Genomic DNA, 19,379 nt, shown 5'->3' with positions numbered 1-19,379 from the left:
GCAGATGGATCCGCAACACACCACCGCCGCCACTCCTGTCGCCGATGACCTCAGCGCCCTGGCGTGGGTGCACGAGGAGTTGCGAAAGACGCTCGAACAGGCCCACAAGGGCCTGCGGCGCTATCTGCGCGAGGTCGAGGCGAGCGCCCATTCGGATCTCGACGACGTCGAGCCGACGATCTTGCGCAACGCCCGGCAACATCTGCATGAAGGTGTCGGTGCGCTGCAGCTCGTCAACGTGCCCGAGGGCGCGCTGCTGCTGCGCGCCAGCGAGGCGGCGGTGCAGCGTTACGTCGCCAAGCCGCAGCGCATGGACATGAAGGGTGTCGAGGCGGTCGAGCGGGCCTCTTTTGCCTTGCTCGACTACCTCGGCCGGCGCCTGTCGGGCAAGCCGGCGCCGGCGGTGGGCCTGTTCCCGCAGTTGCGCGTGCTGCTCGAGCTCAATGCCGCCGAGCGCATCCATCCGGCCGACCTCTGGCCGCACGACTGGCGCTGGCGCGCCGTGCCGGCGCTGGCGAGCGTGCCGCACGCGGCCGATGCCGCGCTGCTGGCCGATGTCGAGCGCCGCATGCTGGCGCTGGTCAAGCAGAACTCGCCCGAGGCTGCGGCCGCGTTGACGCGGGCGTTCGGTGCGGTGGCCCTGGCGGCCGCGCCGGTCAGCCTGCAGGAGGCGACGCTGTGGTCGATCGCCGCCGGCTTCTTCGAGGCCTGGGGCCGCGGCCTGCTGGTGCCCGACCTGTTCCTCAAGCGCACCGCCTCGCGGGCGATGGCGGCGATGCGCGCGCGGGTGCGCGGCGATGCCGACGTCTCCGAGCGCCTGGCGCAGGACCTGCTGTTCTTCTGCGAGCGTGCGGTGCCCGCGCCCGACGCGCCGGCGCCGCATCTGGCGGCCGTGCGCACGGCCTACCAGCTCGCCGACGAGCCGGCGCCCGACTACACCGAGCCGCGCTTCGGCCGCCACGATCCGTCGCTGATCCAGCAGGCCCGCAAGCGCGTCGTGTCCGCCAAGGAATCCTGGAACGGCGTGGCCGGCACCGAGCCGCAGCGGCTGGCCAACCTGGGCGAGACCTTCGGCCTGGTCGGCGACTCGATGCGCAAGCTCTACGCCGGTGGCGGCCGGCTGGCCGACGCGCTGGCGGCGGCGGCCGATGTCACCGCGCGCCAGGCCCGTCCACCGGCGCCGCAGCTGGCGATGGAAGTCGCCACCAGCCTGCTGTACCTGGAAGCCGCGCTCGACGAAGGTGAATTCGATCACCCCGATCAGGCCGAGCGGGCCGAACGCCTGGCCCAGCGCATCGAGCGGGTCACGGCGGGCGCCGCGGCCGAACCGCTCGAACCCTGGATGGAAGAACTCTACCGCCGTGTCTCCGACCGCCAGACCATGGGCAGCGTGGTGCAGGAACTGCGCGCCTCGCTGTCCGAGGTCGAGCGCCAGATCGACCAGTTCTTCCGCAGCCCGTCCGAAAGCGGCCTGCTGGCGGCGGTGCCCGATCAGCTGGCGTCGATGCGCGGCGTGTTCTCGGTGCTTGCCATCGCGCCGGCGATGCAGGCGGTCGCGCGCATGCGCAGCGATGTCGAGCAGCTGCTCCACGTCGATGCCGACCCGCGCAGCCAGGCCACCCTGGCGAGCTTCCAGCGCCTGGCCGGCAACCTGGGCGCGCTCGGATTCCTGATCGACATGCTGAGCGTGCAGCCGCAGATGACCAAGCAGCTGTTCCGCTTCGACATGCTCAACGGCGTGCTCGCGCCGGTGATGGGGCGCAGCGCGATGGCGCCCGATCTGGTCGACCGCGCCCAGGCGATCGCCGACGCGGTGCGCCGCAACGAGGTGCCGCTGGCGCAGGTGTCGGCCGAACTGGCGTCGCTGTCGCAGGAAGCCACGGTCAACGACCAGCCGGCGCTGGCCGCCAGCCTCAGCTCGGCGCAGGCCGCGCTGTCGCAGGCCGCCGAAGCGGGGGCAGGCCGCGACACCGAAGGCGCCGCGCGCGAATACGTCGCCCAGGCGATGGACGATTTCGTCGCCACCGCCACCAGCCCGATGGGGCTCGACCCGATCGGCCTGCCGATGATCTCGCGGCCGATGGAGCTCGGCCCGGAAGACACCCCGGCGTTCGCGCCCACCGGCCTCGAAGACGACCACGAGATGCGGGGAGTCTTCCTGGAAGAGTCGGCCGAGGTGCTGGCCGACGCCCAGGCCGCGCTGGCCGAGCTGAACGTGTCGCCGTCCGACCTGTCGGCCATGATCACCACGCGGCGCGCCTTCCACACCCTCAAGGGCAGCTCGCGCATGGTGGGCTTCGCCGCCTTCGGCGAAGCGGCCTGGGCCTGCGAGCAGCTCTACAACCACGCGCTGGCCGAGCAGTCGCCCGCCAGCGCCGACCTGCGCACCTTCACCGGCGACGCGCTGGCGTATTTCGCGGCCTGGATCTCGGCCATCGGTCATGGCACCGAGGCCCGTTTCACCCCCGACCCGGTGATGGCCGCGGCCGACACCCTGCGCCTGGCCGGCGAGCTGATGCGCGTGCACCTGCCGGGCGAGGAGGCGCCGTCGTCGCCGCCGCAGAGCGACTACGGGCCGCTGTCCGACCTGATCGACCTCGAGGTGCCGTTCGGCGACACCGGTGCGCCGGTGGTCGAGACCCTGCAGGCCACCCAGCCCGTGCGTCTGCCGCCGATCGGGTCGCCGGAGGTGGGCGAACCGATGTTCCGGCTGGCGCCCGAGATCGCCGCGCCGGTCGATGTCGACCTGGTGCTCGATTTCGACGTCGACGCGCCCTTGCCCGAGCCGCCGCAGCTGCCCGCCCACGAAACCGCCGACGAGGTGGTCTGGGCGTCCACCGCCCCCGCGCCGGAGTCGTTCGAGCCCGTCGCCGAGCCGCCGCTGATCGAGCCGATCGAGATCGGCCTGCCGCCGGCCGAGGTGGCGGACGCCGAGCGGCCCGATGCGGGCCCGCCCGACTTCGACCTGCCCGATACCGAGGCGCCCGACGCCGCCGCCCTCGAAGCCGAGCTCGACGGTCAGGCCGATGCCGACACCCGCTGGTCGGCCGAGCCGCCGTCCCTGCTCGACGCCGAATTCACCGTCGTGGCGCCGCTCGATGCGCTGGCCGACGTGCCCGATGCGCCGGTCTGGCCGACCGAAACCGAGGCGCCGCTGCTCACCGAGGTGATCGAGCCGCAGCCCCTGTTCGACGCGGTCGACGCCGCCGCGCTGCTGCCGCACGATCTGCCGGTGCTCGACGAGGTGGCCACCGTCGCCGATTTCGGCGCGGTGCCGGCCGAGGTCGATGCCCTCGAGATCCCCGAGGTGGCGGTCGAACCCGAACTCCCGGTGCTCAGCGACGAACAGGCCGCCGCCTATTTCGCTGCGCCCGAGTTCGTGCAGGCGCCGCCGAGCGAGCCGCACGCCGACATCGACCTGTCGGAGACCGGCCAGCCGGCCGACGAGCCGGCGGTGCTGTCGGTCGAACCGTTCGACGAGAGGCCCGCCGACGTGCTGGCCGAGTTGCCGCCTGATGCGCCGGACGTGCCGGTCGCGCCGGACGACGTTTGGGTCGAGCCGCCCGTTGCGCCGGAGCCTGTCGACGCGCCGCTGGAAATCGTCGATCAGGTCGATGCGGTCGCATCCGACGAGCCTGATGAGCCGCCCGCGCCGGTCCGCACCGGCGCCGCGGTGTTCCGGCTGGAGGATTTCCGCCCCAGCGCGCCGCTGCCGATCGCGCCCGACGAGCGCCGTGCCGACGAGCAGATCAAGGTGGTCGGTCCGCTGCGGCTGCAGATCCCGCTGTTCAACATCTTCCTCAACGAGGCCGACGAGCTGTCGCGCCGGCTCAACAACGAGCTGGCGCTGTGGTCGCTCGAACTCGATCGCCCGGTCGGCGAGACCGCCGGCGCGCTGGCCCACTCGCTGGCCGGGTGCTCGGCCACGGTCGGTTTTGCCGATCTGTCGCAGCTGGCGCGCGAGCTCGAGCACGCGCTCGGCCGTGCCCAGTACCTCGGGGCCGGTGACGAGACCGATGCCGAGCTGTTCATCGGCGTGGCCGACGAGATCCGCCGTCTGCTGCACCAGTTCGCGGCCGGTTTCCTGCAGACACCGGCGCCCGGCCTGCACGAGCGCCTGCAGGCCTGGCAGGAGGCTGCCGCGCAGCGCCTGCCGGTGCGTCCGCCCGAGACGTCGAGTGGCGACTCCACCCTCGACGCCTCCGGGGCCGTCAGCGATTTCGATGCGCTGCCGACGCAGGAACTGATCGCCGCCGGCGAGGCGATCGACGTGATGAGCCTCGACTTCGAGCTGCCCACCGACTCGCCCGCCGATCTGGTGGTGGAGCTCGGCGAGCGCGAGGCCGGCTTCGATGCCGCGCCCGAACCGGTGTTCGAGTCCGGCGACGTGCTCGATCTGACGCTGGACGAGCCGGTTGCGCAAGTCGCCGCGTCGGACGCCATCGCCACGGACGGCATCGACGAGGCGCCTGCGGCTGCCGACGCCCTGGCGCCGGCGCTGCCAGCCGACGAGCCTGTGCTGCAACCGACCTTGCTCGACGCCGACATGACGGTCTGGCCGCTGGCGGCCGAGTCGGCCGACATCGACCTGCAGGCGCTGTCGCAGCCGTCGGACGAGCGCGTCTACGGCGCGATGCCGGCCGCGGTCGACCTGCCGCTCGACCTGCCGTGGTCGGTGCCCTCGAAGCCGCTGCCGCTGGACGGGCTGCACGAGGAGATCGACGCCGACATCGATCAGCAGGATCAGGTCGACGCCGAGCTGTTCCCGATCTTCGACGAGGAGGCGCAGGAGCTGCTGCCGCAGCTGGCGGCCCAGGTGGCCGAATGGCAGCGGGCCCCGGCCGACCCGAGTGCGGCGACCGCCTGCATGCGCACCCTGCACACGTTCAAGGGCAGCGCCCGGCTGGCCGGCGCGATGCGGCTGGGCGAGCTGGCGCACCGCTTCGAGTCGGCGATCGAGCGCCTGATCGGGCACGGCCCGGTCGCGGCGGCCGATCTCGACGACCTGCAGCGCCGCGCCGACGGGCTCAGCGCCGCGTTCGATGCCGTGCGCGCCGCCCATGGCGCCGCGCCGGCCAGCATGCTGGGCCTGCTCACGCCGCCGTCGGTGTCGGGCGCCTGGGGCACCCGGCCGGTGCCGCTGTCGGAGCACCGCAGCGAATTCGCGTCGCTGTCGGGCCTGTCGCCGCTGGACACCGGGCGTGGCAGCGACACCGGCTTCAACATCGACCAGATGGCCGATGGCGGCCCGCCGAGCACCCGGCCGGCGGTCCTGGCGTCGGCGTTCTCGGCCCTGTCGGCCGATGCCGACGGCTCCGATCCGATCGACTGGTCGCGCTTTCTCGGCGATGCCGAGCAGCTGCCCCTGCACACGCCCGACCGCGCGCCGACCAGCGTGCAGCCGGTGCGGGTGCGTGCGGCGCTGCTCGACCGGCTGGTCAACCTGGCCGGCGAGGTCAGCATCACGCGCTCGCGGCTCGAAGCCGAGGTCGGCTCGATCCGCGCCTCGATGACCGACCTGACCGAAAACCTGGAACGCCTGAACCAGCAGCTGCGCGACGTCACGCTGCAGGCCGAGACCCAGCTCGAGTCGCGCCTGAAGGCGGCGCGTGCGGCCTCGCAGGAGTTCGATCCGCTCGAACTCGACCGCTACACCCGGCTGCAGGAACTGACCCGCATGATGGCCGAGTCGGTCAACGACGTCGCCACCGTGCGCAGCACCATGCAGCGCACCGTGCAGGCGGCCGAGGACGAGCTGGCGGTGCAGGCGCGCCTGACCCGCGAGCTGCAGGGCGACCTGCTGCGCACCCGCATGGTCGAGTTCGAGAGCCTGTCCGAGCGGCTCTACCGCGTGGTGCGCCAGGCCTCCAAGGAGACCGGCAAGCAGGTGCGCTTCGACATCGTCGGCGGTTCGATCGAAGTCGACCGCGGCGTGCTCGACCGCATGACCGCGGCCTTCGAGCACCTGCTGCGCAACTGCGTGACGCACGGCATCGAGGCGCCCGAGCAGCGGGTCGCCGCCGGCAAGGACCCGACCGGCAGCATCGTGGTGTCGCTCGAGCAGGAGGGCAACGAGGTCAGCGTCGAGATCCGCGACGACGGCGCCGGCCTCGACCTGCCGCGCATCCGCGAACGCGCTGTCGCGATGGGCCTGATCACGTCCGGTGCCGAGCTGTCCGAAAACGAGCTCGCCAACCTGATCCTGGCGCCGGGGCTGTCGACCATGGTGGTCGTCACCGAGCTGGCCGGGCGCGGTGTCGGCATGGACGTGGTGCGATCCGACGTGCACGCGATGGGCGGACGCATCGAGACCCGCAGCCAGACCGGCCGCGGCACCCGCTTCAAGCTGGTGCTGCCGCTGACCACGGTGGTCACGCAGGTGGTGATCCTGCGCGCCGGCGCGCGCTCGATCGCGGTGCCGTCGAACCTGGTCGAGCTGGTGCAGCGTGCCGCGCCGGGTGCGATCGACCAGGCCTACCAGCAGGGCCGCTACAGCTACGGCGGCCTGCAGCTGCCGTTCTTCTGGCTCGGCGCGCTGCTCGAGTCGAGCGGGCGCGGGGTCGAGACCGGCCGCACGCTGCCGGTGGTGATCGTGCGCTCGGCCCAGCAGCGGGTGGCGCTGCATGTCGACGAGATCCAGGGCAGCCACGAAGTGGTGGTCAAGAACCTCGGGCCGCAGCTCTCGCGCCTGCCGGGCCTGGCGGGCATGACGCTGCTGGCGTCGGGGGCGGTGGCGCTGATCTACAACCCGGTGGCGCTGGCCAGCGTCTACGGCGAATCGGCCCTGCGGCTGATGCAGCTGGCGTCGGCGATGCCGGCGAATGCGCCGACGCAACCCGGCCAGGAGACCATCCGCCCGGCGCCGCTGGTGCTGGTGGTCGACGATTCGCTGACGGTGCGGCGCGTCACCAAGCGCCTGCTCGAACGCGAGGGCTACCGCGTCGCGCTGGCCAAGGACGGGCTGGAGGCGCTCGATGCGCTGTCGGGCGAGCGGCCGGTGGCCGTGCTGTCGGACATCGAGATGCCGCGCATGGACGGCTTCGACCTGCTGCGCAACATCCGCGGCGACGCCGAACTGGCCTCGCTGCCGGTGATCATGATCACCTCGCGCATCGCCAAGAAGCACCGCGACATCGCCACCGAACTGGGCGCCAACCACTACCTCGGCAAGCCCTACAGCGAGGAAGAACTGCTGGGCCTGCTGCGCCAGCACGCCGGCGCGCAGCGCCGCGCGGTTGCCTGAGCGGCCGCATCGCCGGGCGATCGAGGAGTTCCGGGCGTGTCCACGGCACTGGAGCACATGGTCGAGCTGACCCGCTCGCGTGATCGCGAACTGGTCGACGCCTCGCTGCTCACCGCCTTGCTCGACCTGCTGCCGAGCACGCGGCGGGTCCTGCTCTGGCGCGTGCTGGGCGAGCCCGGCCAGCCGCAGCAGTGGCTGCATTGCGGCCGGCAGGATCGGGGCGATCTGGTGCCGGCCACCGAATTGCAGCTGGGCGACCAGGGTGAGCCGCCCGCGTTCGCGACGATGCCGGCCCATGCGCGCTGTTTCGCTTCGGTGCAGATGCTCACCGAGCCGCTGCCCGACGGGGTTCAGGTGCTGGTGCCGATGGCGAGCGAACGCGAGGTCGAGGGCGTGGTCGAGCTGTGGCTCGATGCCCCGCTCGATGCGCAGGGCGAACGCCTGGCGCGCAGCGTGCTCAAGATCCACCGCAACTTCCTCAGCCTGCTCGAATACAGCGAGCGCGACACGCTGACCGGCCTGCTCAACCGCAAGAGCTTCGACGAGACCTTCCTCAAGGCCACCGTGCTCGAGGCCGAGCGGCTGTTCACCAGCGACGCCGATCCGCGCCGCCACGCCGGCCTGCGCCATCACTTTCTCGGTGTCATCGACATCGACCACTTCAAGCGCGTCAACGATGACTACGGCCACCTGATCGGCGACGAGGTGCTGGTGCTGGTGGCGCGCATCATGCGCAGCACCTTCCGCTACGACGACCGGCTCTACCGCTTCGGCGGCGAGGAGTTCGTCGTGCTGCTGACGGCGCCCGACGACGAGGCTGCCGGCGCCGCCTTCGAGCGCCTGCGCCTGAACCTCGAGAACTTCGTCTTCCCGCGCGCCGGGCGGGTGACCATCAGCACCGGCTACAGCGACGTGCGCCCCGGCGACACGCCGCAAGCCGCGTTCGACCGGGCCGACAAGGCGGTCTACCACGGCAAGGAAAACGGCCGCAACCAGGTCTGCTCATACCGCGAGCTGGTGGCCGCGGGCCTGCTGAGCGAGAGCAGCGACAGCAGCGACGTCGAGCTGTTCTGAGCACCCCCGCGGCCGCCGCCTGGCGACGGCCCGGCGTTTCCTCGAGAGCCTGTTCCGGGTCTGCGGCGTCGATGCAACGTTGACCGCGCCGCCGGCATGTCCGCGCGGCATCCGGGCTCGTCGGCGCCTAGACTGCGTGCCGATGAAAAGCGTCCGCTCCGCCCCGTCGATGGCCTGTCCGACCCGTGCTGCCGGCCGGCTTGTTCGCCTGGTCGTCCGCCAGGCCGCCATGCCCGCCTTGCTGGCCGGCCTGCTGCTGCCGCAGGCGCTGCTCGCGCAGGCCGACAAGGCGGCGACGCGGCCGGCGCTGACCGTCACCACCGTCACGCCGCAGCCGGCCGAATGGCCGCAGACGCTGGTCGCCAACGGCAACGTCGCGGCCTGGCAGGAGGCGGTGCTGGGGGCCGAGATCGGCGGCCTGGTGCTGACCGAGGTGGCGGTGGAGGTGGGCGACCGCGTGCGGCGTGGCCAGGTGCTGGCGCGGCTCGACGGCGACAGCGTGAAGGCGGAGCTGGCGCAGTCGCGCGCTGCCGTGGCCGAAGCCGAGGCCACGCTGGCCGAGGCGCGTGGCAATGCCGACCGGGCCCGCTCGCTCGCGCCCAGCGGCGTCATCAGCGCGCAGCAGACCGCCCAGGTGCTGACCGCCGAACAGACCGCCGCCGCCCGGCTGCAATCGGCCCGTGCCCGGTTACAGGTCGACGAGCTGCGCCTGCGCAAGACCGAACTGACCGCACCCGACGACGGGGTGATCTCGGCCCGCGTGGCCAGCGTCGGCAGCGTCGTGCAGAGCGGCCAGGAGCTGTTCCGGCTGATCCGCCAGGGCCGCCTCGAGTGGCGCGCCGAGGTCGGTTCGGCCGATCTGGCGCGGTTGCAGCCGGGCATGGCGGTGCAGCTGAGCACGCCGGCCGGCCAGCGGGTGGCCGGCAAGCTGCGCCGCATCGCCCCGACCGTCGACCTGAGCAGCCGCAACGCGCTGGTCTACGTCGACCTCTCGCCCGGCAGCGATGCGCGCGCGGGCATGTACGCGCGCGGCGAGTTCGCGCTCGGGCGCCAGCAGGCGCTCACGCTGCCGGCTGCGGCGGTGCTGCTGCGCGACGGTTTCCATGTCGTGATGCGGCTGGGCGCCGACCACCGCGTCAGCCAGACCAAGGTCACGGTCGGCCAGCGCCTGGGTGAACGCATCGCCGTCGCCGGCCTGCCGGCCGAGGCCCAGGTGGTGGCGACCGGCGCGGCCTTCCTGGCCGATGGCGACAGCGTCAAGGTGGTCGGCGCGGTGCCCACGATCGTGCCGGCGGCCGTGCCGCGGGGCGCGAAATGAACGTTTCCGCCTGGTCGATCCGCAACCCGCTGCCGGCGGTGCTGCTGTTCGTGCTGCTGACGCTCGGCGGCATGGCGAGCTTCCACGCCATGAAGATCCAGCAGTTCCCGGATCTGGAACTGCCCACCGTCAGCATCGTCGCCAGCCTGCCCGGCGCGTCGCCGTCGCAGCTCGAGACCGAGGTGGCGCGCAAGATCGAGAACGCGCTGGCCACGCTGCAGGGCTTGAAGCACATCTACACCAAGCTGCAGGACGGCACGGCCACCATCACGGCCGAGTTCCGGCTCGAGAAGCCGACGCAGGAGGCGGTCGACGAGGTGCGCGATGCCGTCAACCGGGTGCGCTCCGACCTGCCCGGCGAGCTGCGCGAACCCACCGTCAGCAAGCTCAACCTGGCCGGCGCGCCGGTGCTGACCTACACGGTGGCGACGTCGCGGCTCGATGAAGAGGGCCTGTCCTGGTTCGTCGACAACACCATCACCAAGGCGCTGCTGAGCGTCAACGGCGTGGGCGCGGTGGCGCGGGTGGGCGGGGTCACGCGCGAGGTGCGGGTCGAGCTCGATCCGGCACGGCTGCTGGCGCTGGGCGCCACCGCCGCCGACGTGTCGCGCCAGTTGCGCGCGGTGCAGCAGGACGCCGCGTCCGGCCGCGCCGACCTGGGCGGCGCCGAGCAGGCGCTGCGCACGCTCGCCAGCGTGGCGTCGGCCGACGAGCTGGCGCGGCTGGAGATCGCGCTGGCCGACGGCCGCCACGTGCGCCTGGACCAGATCGCCACGGTGCTCGACACCGTCACCGAGCCGCGCAGCGCGGCGCTGCTCAACGGCAAACCGGTGGTCGGTTTCGAGATCAGCCGCAGCCGCGGCGCCAGCGAGGTCGAGGTGGCGCAGGGCGTGCAGCGCGTGCTCGATCAGCTGCGGCTGGCGCACCCGGACCTGCAGTTCGAGCAGGCCTTCAACCTGGTCGACCCGGTGATCGAGAACTACGACGGCTCGCTGGCGCTGCTGTACGAGGGCGCGATCCTGGCCGTGATCGTGGTCTGGTTCTTCCTGCGCGACTGGCGCGCCACGCTGGTGGCTGCGACCGCGCTGCCGCTGTCGGTGATCCCGGCCTTCATCGGCATGTGGGCGCTCGGGTTCAGCGTCAACGTGGTGACGCTGCTGAGTCTGTCGCTGGTGGTGGGCATCCTGGTCGACGACGCGATCGTCGAGATCGAGAACATCGTGCGCCACCTGAAGATGGGCAAGAGCCCGTACCAGGCGGCGATGGAGGCGGCCGACGAGATCGGCCTGGCGGTGATCGCCACCACCTTCACGCTGATCGCGGTGTTTTTGCCGACCGCCTTCATGGCCGGCATCCCGGGCAAGTTCTTCAAGCAGTTCGGCTGGACCGCGTCGCTGGCGGTGTTCGCCTCGCTGGTGGTGGCGCGGGCGCTGACGCCGATGATGGCGGCCTACCTGCTCAAGCCGATCGTCGTCAGCGGCGAAGAGCGCGACGGCCGCGTGATGAGCACCTATCTGCGCATGGCAGCCTGGTCGGTGCGGCACCGCATCGTCACCGTGCTGGGCGCGGCGGCGTTTTTTGTCGGCTCGCTGATGCTGATCCCGCTGCTGCCGACCGGCTTCATCCCGCCCGACGACTTCGGCCAGAGCCAGGTCACGGTCGAGCTGCCACCCGGCAGCACGCTGCACGACACCTATGCCGCGGCCGAGCAGGCGCGTGCGATCGTCGGCGCGCACCCGCACGTCACGCGCATCTACACCGCCATCGGCGGCGGTGCGACCGGCAGCGATCCGTTTGCCGGTGGCGGCGCGGCCGAAGTGCGCAAGGCCAGCCTGACGCTCAACCTGACCGCCCGCGAAGACCGTCCCGGCGTGCGCAAGCAGGCCATCGAGATGGAGCTGCGCGAGGCCATGAAACAGCTGCCCGGCGCACGCGTGACGGTCGGCCTGGGCGGCTCGGGCGAGAAGTACGTGCTGGTGCTGTCGGGCGACGACGGCGCCACCCTGCTGCAGGCCGCGCGCGCGGTCGAACAGGACCTGCGCCGCGTTCCCGGCCTGGGCAACATCAGCTCGACCGCCAGCCTGGTGCGCCCGGAGCTGGTGCTGCGGCCGGACGTGGCGCGCGCCGCCGAGGCCGGCGTCACCACCGGGCGAATAGCCGACACGCTGCGCATCGCCACCAGCGGCGACTTCGACGCCAGCCTGCCCAAGCTCAACCTGAGCCAGCGCCAGGTGCCGATCGTGGTGCGCCTGCCCGAGTCGGCGCGGCAGGACCTGGCGCTGCTGCAGCAGCTCACCGTGCCGGGCAAGGGCGGCCAGCCGATCGCGCTGTCACAGGTCGCGAGCTTCGGCATGGAAAGCGCGCCGGCCCAGATCGACCGCTACGACCGCCAGCGCAACATCAACTTCGAGGTCGAGCTCAACGGCCGTCCGCTCGGCGACGTGGCGGCCGAGGTGGCTGCCCTGCCGAGCCTGCAGCAGCTGCCGGCCGGTGTCAGCCAGGCCACGCTCGGTGACGCCGAGGTGATGGCCGAGCTGTTCGCCAGCTTCGGCCTGGCGATGCTGACCGGCGTGCTGTGCATCTACCTGGTGCTGGTGCTGCTGTTCAAGGGCGTGATGCAGCCGGTGACGATCCTGGCCGCGCTGCCGCTGAGCCTGGGTGGCGCGTTCGTCGCGCTGCTGGCGACCAACAGCGCGTTTTCGATGCCGTCGCTGATCGGCCTGATCATGCTGATGGGCATCGCCACCAAGAACTCGATCCTGCTGGTCGACTACGCCATCCTGGCGCGCCGCGCCGGCATGCCGCGCCGCGAGGCCCTGCTCGACGCCTGCCACAAGCGCGCTCGACCGATCGTCATGACGACCATCGCGATGGGCGCGGGCATGTTGCCGATCGCGCTCGGCTGGGGCACCGATCCGAGCTTTCGTGCGCCGATGGCGATCGCGGTGATCGGCGGGCTGATCACCTCCACGGTGCTGAGCCTGCTGGTGATTCCGGTGGTCTACACCTATGTCGACGACGCGGTGCAGTTCGGCCTGCGCCTGCTGCGCCGCGTGCGTGGCGTGGCGCCGGGGCAGGCGGTCATCGAGCCGCCGCCCCCTTGACCGCTGCGAAGCGCGCCAGCGTCAGCTCGCGCGCCTCGGCGTGTTCGACCACCGGCATCGGGTAGTCGCGGCCGAGCTTGACGCCCGCCGCCTGCAGTTCGAGCGGCTTGGCCTGCCACGGCGCGTGGATCGCCGCGCGGCTGAGGTCGGCGAGCTGCGGCAGGTAGCGGCGGATGAAACGCCCCTCGGCGTCGAAGCGCAGGCTCTGGCTGATCGGGTTGAAGATGCGGAAATACGGCTGCGCGTCGCAGCCGGTCGATGCCGCCCACTGCCAGCCGCCGTTGTTGGCGGCGAGGTCGTAGTCGTTGAGCTGCAGCGCGAAATACGCTTCACCGCGGCGCCAGTCGATGCCCAGATCCTTGGTCAGGAAGCTCGCCACCACCATGCGCAGGCGGTTGTGCATGTAGCCGGTCCGGTTGAGCTGCAGCATCGCCGCGTCGATGATCGGATAGCCGGTGCGGCCCTCGCACCAGGCGGCGAACAGCTGCTCGGCGTGCTTGCCGTGTTCCCAGCGCAGCGCTTCGTATTCGGGCTTGTAGCAGTGCGTCACCACGCGCGGGTGGTGGTGCAGGATCTGGTGATAGAAGTCGCGCCAGATCAGCTCCGACAGCCAGACCTCGGCGCCACGCGAGCCGCCCACCATGCGCTCGTGTGCCAGCCGCGCCAGCTGGCGGATCGAGACGGTGCCGAAACGCAGGTGCACGCTCAGGTAGCTCGGCCCCTTGATCGCCGGGAAGTCGCGCGTGTCGGCATAGCGGTCGATGCGCTCCAGGAAGTCGAGCAGCAGCGTCGCGCCGCCCGAGGCGCCCGGATGCAGCCGGGCGGCCATGTCGGTCGGCAGGAAATCGAGGTCGTTGAGCGTCGGCACGCCGCGGTCCAGCGCCGCCGGCACCGGCGCCAGCGCGCCGATGTGGCGCTGCACCGGGTAGGCGCGCAGGTAGTAGCCGTCGAGCTTCTTCAGCCAGGCGTTCTTGTAGGGCGTGAAGACGCTGAAGGGCGAGCCGGCCATCGTCAGGATCTCGTCGGTCTCGAAGATCACCTGGTCCTTGTGGCTGTGCAGCGCGATGCCCGCGTGCGCCAGCGCGCCGCGCACCTGGGCGTCGCGCGCCACGGCGGCGGGTTCGTAGTCGCGGTTGATGTGCACCGCCTGCACGCCCAGGGCGCCGGCGATCGCCGGGATCTCCTGCAGCGGGTCGCCGTGACGCACGATCAGGCCGCTGCCGTGGGCGCGCAGCAGGCCGTCGAGCTCGACGATGCCGTGGTGGATGAACTCGACCCGCCGATCCGCGCGTGGCAGCGCATCGAGGATCGTGGTGTCGAAGATGAAGGCGCACCAGACCTTCTTCGCGCTGCGCAGCGCGTGATGCAGCGCGGCGTGGTCGTCGAGCCGCAGGTCGCGGCGCAGCCAGACCAGCGCGGCGTCGACCGGCGTGTCGATCACGGCCGGTTGGCGATGCGGGTGAGCCGCAGCGGCGGGAGCGGACGGTGCGAGGGGAGAAAAGGAGGCTGGCATAGGGGGCGCAGTGTGCGCGATCGCTACAATCTCGGACATGCCTGAGGCCGGTGCCATCAACCTGACGAACCAGTTCCTGATTGCCATGCCCGGCATGATGGATGACCATTTTGCCGGTGCGGTGGTCTACCTCTGCGAGCACACCGAACGCGGTGCGCTGGGCCTGGTGATCAACCGGCCGATCGACATCAAGCTGAAGAACCTGTTCGAGCGCGTCGACCTCAGCCTCGACCGCGCCGATCTGGCCGACGAGCCGGTCTACTTCGGCGGCCCGGTGCAGACCGAACGCGGTTTCGTGCTGCACCCGCGCAATCTCGACGAGCCCGGCAGCTACAACTCGACGCTGTCGATCCCCGGCGGCCTCGAGATGACCACCAGCCGCGACGTGCTCGAAGCGCTGTCGCACGGCGCCGGCCCCAAGAAGGTGCTGATCACGCTCGGCTACGCCGGCTGGGACGCCGGCCAGCTCGAAGAAGAGCTCGGCCGCAACGGCTGGCTCAACGTCGACGCCGATCCCGACATCATCTTCGACACCCCGGTCGAGCAGCGCTACAGCCGTGCGCTGCTGCTGCTGGGGGTCGATCCGATGATGCTGTCGCAGGACGCTGGCCACGCATGACGCCATCGCGCGCGCAAGCCGCCGTGGTCAGAGCGCCCCAGACCTTCCTGTCCTTCGACTACGGTCGCAAGCGCACCGGCGTGGCCAGCGGCAACCGGGTGTTCGGCCAGGCCACGCCCCTGACCACCGTCACCGCCGAGGGCGATGCCCGTTTCGAGCGCATCGCCCGCCTGATCGCCGAGTGGCAGCCCGACGCGCTGGTGGTCGGCGTGCCGCGCCACCCCGACGGCGCGCCGCACGAGAACACCCGCCTCGCACAACGGTTTGCGCGCCAGCTGCACGGGCGTTTCCGCCTGCCGGTGTTCGAGGTCGACGAGCGCTACAGCACCACCGAGGTGCTGGCCGCCGGCGCACGCGATGCCGATGCGGCGGCGGCGGCCTTGCTGCTGGAGCAATATTTCAACGAATCCGACCGTGCGGCACTCGCCGCCAAGGAGCAAACATGAGTCTGAGCCTGGACGCTGAAGCGCTGTACCTGCAGCTGCGAAACGGCGTGCGCCAACTGCTGGCCGCCGAGGGCATGGCCGACGCCGTGCTGGTGGGCGTGTGGTCGGGCGGCGCCTGGCTGGCCGAGCGGCTGCAACGCGACCTCGGCCTGGCGACGCCGCACGGCGTGATCTCCAGCCTGCTGCACCGCGACGATTTCGGCGCGCGCGGCCTGGCCTCGGGCACCGACCCGACGCACCTGCCGTTTTCGGTCGACGGCCGGCCGATCCTGCTGATCGACGACGTGCTGCACACCGGCCGCACGATCCGCGCCGTGATCAACGAGCTGTTCGATTTCGGCCGCCCGTCCAGCGTCACGCTGGCGGTGCTGGTCGACCGCGGCGGGCGCCAGCTGCCGATCGAGGCGGCCTATGCCGCCGCCCGCATCGTCCTGCCGCCGCTCCAGAAGCTCGCGCTCGCGCGTGGCGAGGGCGGGCGGTTCCAGTTTTCAGTCAAGGAAAGTTGATGCTCTCGCGTCGCAACCCCCAGCTCAACAACCACGGCGAGCTGATCCACCTGCTGTCGACCGAAGGCCTGCCACGCGCCGTGCTGACGCAGATCCTCGACACCGCCAGCACCTTTCTGTCGGTCAACGACCGTGACGTCAAGAAGGTGCCGCTGCTGCGGGGCAAGAGCGTGTTCAACCTGTTCTTCGAGAACAGCACGCGCACCCGCACCACCTTCGAGATCGCCGCCAAGCGGCTGTCGGCCGACGTCATCAACCTCGACATCGCCAAGAGCAGCGCGGCCAAGGGCGAGAGCCTGCTCGACACCATCGCCAACTTGAGCGCGATGCACGCCGACATGTTCGTGGTGCGCCACAGCGAGAGCGGTGCGCCGTATCTCATCGCCGAGCACTGCGCGCCGCACGTGCACGTGGTCAACGCCGGCGACGGCCGCCACGCGCACCCGACGCAGGGGCTGCTCGACATGTACACGATCCGCCACTACAAGAAGGACTTCACCGGGCTGCGGGTGGCGATCGTGGGCGACATCGTGCACAGCCGCGTGGCGCGCTCGGACATCCACGCGCTGACCACGCTGGGCGTGCCCGACATCCGCGCCGTCGGCCCCAAGACCCTGGTGCCGGGCGACCTGCGCGACATGGGCGTGCGGGTGTGCCACGACATGGCCGAGGGCATCAAGGATGCCGACGTCATCATCATGCTGCGCCTGCAGAACGAGCGCATGAGCGGCGCGATGCTGCCCAGCGCGGGCGAGTACTTCAAGAGCTACGGCCTGACCGCCGACAAGCTGGCGCTGGCCGCGCCGGACTGCATCGTGATGCACCCGGGGCCGATCAACCGCGGCGTCGAGATCGAGTCGACCGTGGCCGATGGCGCGCACAGCGTGATCCTGCCGCAGGTCACCTTCGGCATCGCCGTGCGCATGGCGGTCATGTCCATCATCGCGGGTAACGACGCATGAACCACCCCCACGCTCACGTTCGTTCACTGCCCCCCGAGGGGGCGTCCGGCCTCCTTGAGGCGGCTCGGCGGAGTCCGGCATGAAGATCCTCATCAAGAACGGCCGGGTGATCGACCCGGCCTCGGGCCGCGACGAGCTGGCCGACATCGCCATCGCCGCCGGCCGCATCGTCACGATCGGGCGCATCTCGCCCGAGTTCCAGGCCAATCGCGTGATCGACGCCGCCGGCTGCGTGGTCGCGCCCGGTCTGGTCGACCTGGCGGCGCGCCTGCGCGAACCGGGCGAAGAGCAGAAGGGCATGCTCGAGAGCGAGCTCAACGCGGCGGCGGCCGGCGGCGTGACCAGCCTGGTCTGCCCGCCCGACACCGATCCGGTGCTCGACGAGCCCGGCCTGGTCGAGATGCTGAAGTTCCGCGCCCGCAAGCTCAGCCTGTGCCGGCTGTTCCCGCTCGGCGCGCTGACACGCGGGCTCCAGGGCCAGGTGCTGACCGAGATGGTCGAGCTGACCGAGGCCGGCTGCGTCGGCTTCTCGCAGGCCGAGGTGCCGGTGCAGGACACCCTCGCGCTGCAGCGCGCGATGCTCTACGCCGCCACCCACGACTTCACCGTCTGGCTGCGTCCGCAGGACTACTGGCTCGGCAAGGGCGTGGCCGCCAGCGGCGGCGTGGCGACGCGGCTGGGCCTGTCGGGCGTGCCGGTGATGGCCGAGACGATCGCGCTGCACACGCTGTTCGAGCTGGTGCGCGTGACCGGCGCGCGCCTGCACCTGTGCCGGCTGTCGAGCGCGGCCGGCGTGGCGCTGCTGCGCGCGGCCAAGGCCGAGGGCCTGCGCGTGACGGCCGACGTCAGCATCAACTCGCTGCACCTCACCGACATCGACATCGGCTACTTCAACTCGTCGATGCGCCTGATGCCGCCGCTGCGCCAGGGCCGCGACCGCGACGCGCTGCGCGCCGCGCTGGCCGACGGCACGATCGACGCGCTGGTGTCCGACCACACGCCGGTCGAGGGCGACGCCAAGACGCTGCCGTTCGCCGAAGCCGAACCCGGCGCCACCGGCCTGGAGCTGCTGCTGAGCCTGGCGCTCAAGTGGGGCACCGACGCCGGCCTGGGCCTGCCGGCGACGCTGGCGCGGGTCACGTCCGAACCGGTGCGGGTGCTCGGCGATGCGCTGGGCTCGCTGTCGTCGAGCGCCGGCCGGCTGGTCGAAGGCGGCGTGGCCGACGTCTGCGTGTTCGATCCGGCCGCGACCTGGGCCGTCACGCCCGACGTGCTGTGCAGCCAGGGCAAGCACACGCCGTTCGCGTTTGCCGACACCGGCATGGCGCTGCCCGGGCGCGTGCGCGCCACGCTGGTGGCCGGCACGGTGGCCCACGAGCTGCGCGCCGACGCATGCGTGCGGTGACGGGCGCCTGGCGCCTGCTGCGCACCACGCTGCACGTGCTGCACGGCATGTGGGTGGCGGCGCGCGAATTCGGTGCGGCCACCGAGGCGGTGCGCTGCGCTCACATCCAGTGGTGGTCGGCCAAGCTGCTGCGGCTGCTGGGCGTCGAGCTCACGGTCAACGGCCGGTTCCAGCCCGGCGCGCAGCTGCTGGTGAGCAACCACGTCTCGTGGCTCGACATCCTGGCGGTGCACGCGGTCTGCCCGCAGGCGCGTTTCGTGTCCAAGGCCGACGTGCGGGCCTGGCCGCTGCTCGGCTGGCTGATCGGCGCGGCCGGCACGCTGTTCATCGAACGCGAGAGCAAGCGCGACGCGCTGCGCGTGGTGCACCAGATGGCGGCGGCGCTGCAGCAGGGCGACACGGTGGCGGTGTTCCCGGAGGGCACCACCGGCACCGGCCACGCGCTGCTGCCGTTCCACGCCAACCTGCTGCAGGCCGCCATCGCCCAGGCCGCGCCGGTGCAGCCGCTGGTGCTGCGCTTTTCGCAGCCCGGCCACCCGGTCAGCCCGGCGGTGGCGTTTGTCGGCGACACCACGCTGGTGCAGAGCCTGTGGTCGGTGGTCAGCGCGCGCGATCTGCGGGTGCACATCGAGGTCCTGCCCCGGCAGGAAACCGCCGGCCTGGACCGGCGCAGCCTGGCGCGGGTGCTGAGCGAGCGCATCGCGGCCACGCTGAACCGGTAGGCCCGGCTTGATCCGCCGCCTGCGGGGCGCACAATCTGGGCGTCCGTTCGAACGCGGCGAGGTCTACGCGGCTCGCCGCTGAGTTCTCTCTCCAGAGTGCCGGCGCTGGCCGGCCCCGCGCCATGCTCTACAAGTTCAAGTCCAAGGCTGCCGGCGACGTCATCATGACCGCGCCGATCGGGGATCGCATCCTGCGCCTGCTCGACCGCGAGCCTGCGGCCCAGGGCATCTTCGAGGTCGAGGCGATGCCCGGCGCGATCGCCGCGCTCGAGGCCGCGATCGTCGCCGATGAAGCCCTGCGCCGCGCCGCCGAAGCAGAAGCCGCCGCCGACCCGGAGCCCAGAAGCCCGCCCCCGCCCGGCCGCGACAACGTCAGCCTGCGCCAGCGCGCCTGGCCGCTGATCGAGATGATGAAACGCTGCCACGCCGAGGACGCGCCGATCGTCTGGGGCGTCTGAGGACACGCC

12 protein-coding genes are annotated in these 19,379 nt (G+C 71.6%); 11 read left to right on the top strand and 1 reads right to left on the bottom strand.

Going from position 1 to position 19,379, the window contains the following annotated elements:
- Positions 1-4 precede the first annotated feature (4 nt).
- The 4 genes from LCHO_RS19755 (at position 5) to LCHO_RS19740 (ending at position 12,739) form a co-directional block, all read left to right on the top strand.
- A complete protein-coding gene (locus LCHO_RS19755) occupies positions 5-7,243 on the top strand; it encodes an Hpt domain-containing protein (RefSeq protein WP_150105526.1) in 7,239 nt (2,412 codons plus the stop codon).
- Positions 7,244-7,279: 36 nt separating this feature from the next.
- Positions 7,280-8,317 (top strand): GGDEF domain-containing protein, encoded by a 1,038-nt coding sequence (locus tag LCHO_RS19750; protein ID WP_012348965.1) that lies wholly within the window; start codon positions 7,280-7,282, stop codon positions 8,315-8,317.
- A 229-nt stretch (positions 8,318-8,546) separates the two neighbouring features.
- Positions 8,547-9,635, top strand: coding sequence for an efflux RND transporter periplasmic adaptor subunit (locus LCHO_RS19745; protein WP_012348964.1), 1,089 nt, complete (start codon positions 8,547-8,549; stop codon positions 9,633-9,635).
- On the top strand, positions 9,632-12,739 hold the full coding sequence (locus LCHO_RS19740) for an efflux RND transporter permease subunit (RefSeq protein WP_012348963.1): 3,108 nt from the start codon (positions 9,632-9,634) through the stop codon (positions 12,737-12,739). Before LCHO_RS19745 ends, LCHO_RS19740 begins: the two co-directional genes overlap by 4 nt.
- On the opposite strand, the gene LCHO_RS19735 is transcribed toward LCHO_RS19740, so the two are convergent.
- Positions 12,717-14,177: a cryptochrome/photolyase family protein gene (locus LCHO_RS19735; RefSeq protein ID WP_043705952.1), complete on the bottom strand. Its 1,461-nt coding sequence runs from the start codon at positions 14,175-14,177 to the stop codon at positions 12,717-12,719. The genes LCHO_RS19740 and LCHO_RS19735 overlap by 23 nt on opposite strands.
- Positions 14,178-14,289: 112 nt before the next feature.
- Between LCHO_RS19735 and LCHO_RS19730 the strand changes: the two genes are divergently transcribed.
- The 7 genes from LCHO_RS19730 (at position 14,290) to LCHO_RS19700 (ending at position 19,370) form a co-directional block, all read left to right on the top strand.
- Positions 14,290-14,871: a YqgE/AlgH family protein gene (locus LCHO_RS19730; protein ID WP_012348961.1), complete on the top strand. Its 582-nt coding sequence runs from the start codon at positions 14,290-14,292 to the stop codon at positions 14,869-14,871.
- Positions 14,868-15,317 carry a Holliday junction resolvase RuvX gene (gene ruvX / locus LCHO_RS19725; RefSeq protein WP_012348960.1) on the top strand — a complete coding sequence of 150 codons (450 nt, stop codon included), beginning with the start codon at positions 14,868-14,870 and terminating at the stop codon, positions 15,315-15,317. The genes LCHO_RS19730 and ruvX overlap by 4 nt, the downstream gene beginning before the upstream one ends.
- Complete coding sequence (gene pyrR / locus LCHO_RS19720; RefSeq protein ID WP_012348959.1) at positions 15,314-15,823, top strand: bifunctional pyr operon transcriptional regulator/uracil phosphoribosyltransferase PyrR; 510 nt, start codon at positions 15,314-15,316, stop codon at positions 15,821-15,823. Before ruvX ends, pyrR begins: the two co-directional genes overlap by 4 nt.
- The gene (locus LCHO_RS19715) at positions 15,823-16,785 is read left to right on the top strand and encodes an aspartate carbamoyltransferase catalytic subunit (protein ID WP_012348958.1); all 963 of its coding nucleotides are present in this window, start codon (positions 15,823-15,825) and stop codon (positions 16,783-16,785) included. The genes pyrR and LCHO_RS19715 overlap by 1 nt, the downstream gene beginning before the upstream one ends.
- Positions 16,786-16,864: 79 nt before the next feature.
- On the top strand, positions 16,865-18,190 hold the full coding sequence (locus LCHO_RS19710; protein WP_012348957.1) for a dihydroorotase: 1,326 nt from the start codon (positions 16,865-16,867) through the stop codon (positions 18,188-18,190).
- Positions 18,178-18,912, top strand: coding sequence for a lysophospholipid acyltransferase family protein (locus tag LCHO_RS19705; protein WP_043704520.1), 735 nt, complete (start codon positions 18,178-18,180; stop codon positions 18,910-18,912). The genes LCHO_RS19710 and LCHO_RS19705 overlap by 13 nt, the downstream gene beginning before the upstream one ends.
- A 122-nt stretch (positions 18,913-19,034) precedes the next feature.
- Positions 19,035-19,370, top strand: a complete 336-nt coding sequence (locus LCHO_RS19700; protein WP_012348955.1) for a DUF1840 domain-containing protein — start codon at positions 19,035-19,037, stop codon at positions 19,368-19,370.
- Positions 19,371-19,379 lie beyond the last annotated feature (9 nt).

The sequence above is a fragment of the Leptothrix cholodnii SP-6 genome (assembly GCF_000019785.1).
Taxonomy (GTDB): Bacteria; Pseudomonadota; Gammaproteobacteria; order Burkholderiales; family Burkholderiaceae_C; genus Sphaerotilus; species Sphaerotilus cholodnii.
Note: the sequence above shows the minus strand (reverse complement) of the source record. Positions and strands in the feature narration are given on the sequence as shown.

Excerpts from the sequence above, each read along its gene's own strand:
- LCHO_RS19710 (WP_012348957.1), top strand. The coding sequence starts at position 16,865 with ATGAAGATCCTCATCAAGAACGGCCGGGTGATCGACCCGGCCTCGGGC.
- ruvX (WP_012348960.1), top strand. The coding sequence starts at position 14,868 with ATGACGCCATCGCGCGCGCAAGCCGCCGTGGTCAGAGCGCCCCAGACC.
- LCHO_RS19700 (WP_012348955.1), top strand. The coding sequence starts at position 19,035 with ATGCTCTACAAGTTCAAGTCCAAGGCTGCCGGCGACGTCATCATGACC.
- LCHO_RS19755 (WP_150105526.1), top strand. The coding sequence starts at position 5 with ATGGATCCGCAACACACCACCGCCGCCACTCCTGTCGCCGATGACCTC.
- LCHO_RS19740 (WP_012348963.1), top strand. The coding sequence starts at position 9,632 with ATGAACGTTTCCGCCTGGTCGATCCGCAACCCGCTGCCGGCGGTGCTG.
- LCHO_RS19745 (WP_012348964.1), top strand. The coding sequence starts at position 8,547 with ATGCCCGCCTTGCTGGCCGGCCTGCTGCTGCCGCAGGCGCTGCTCGCG.
- LCHO_RS19705 (WP_043704520.1), top strand. The coding sequence starts at position 18,178 with ATGCGTGCGGTGACGGGCGCCTGGCGCCTGCTGCGCACCACGCTGCAC.
- LCHO_RS19730 (WP_012348961.1), top strand. The coding sequence starts at position 14,290 with ATGCCTGAGGCCGGTGCCATCAACCTGACGAACCAGTTCCTGATTGCC.
- LCHO_RS19715 (WP_012348958.1), top strand. The coding sequence starts at position 15,823 with ATGCTCTCGCGTCGCAACCCCCAGCTCAACAACCACGGCGAGCTGATC.
- pyrR (WP_012348959.1), top strand. The coding sequence starts at position 15,314 with ATGAGTCTGAGCCTGGACGCTGAAGCGCTGTACCTGCAGCTGCGAAAC.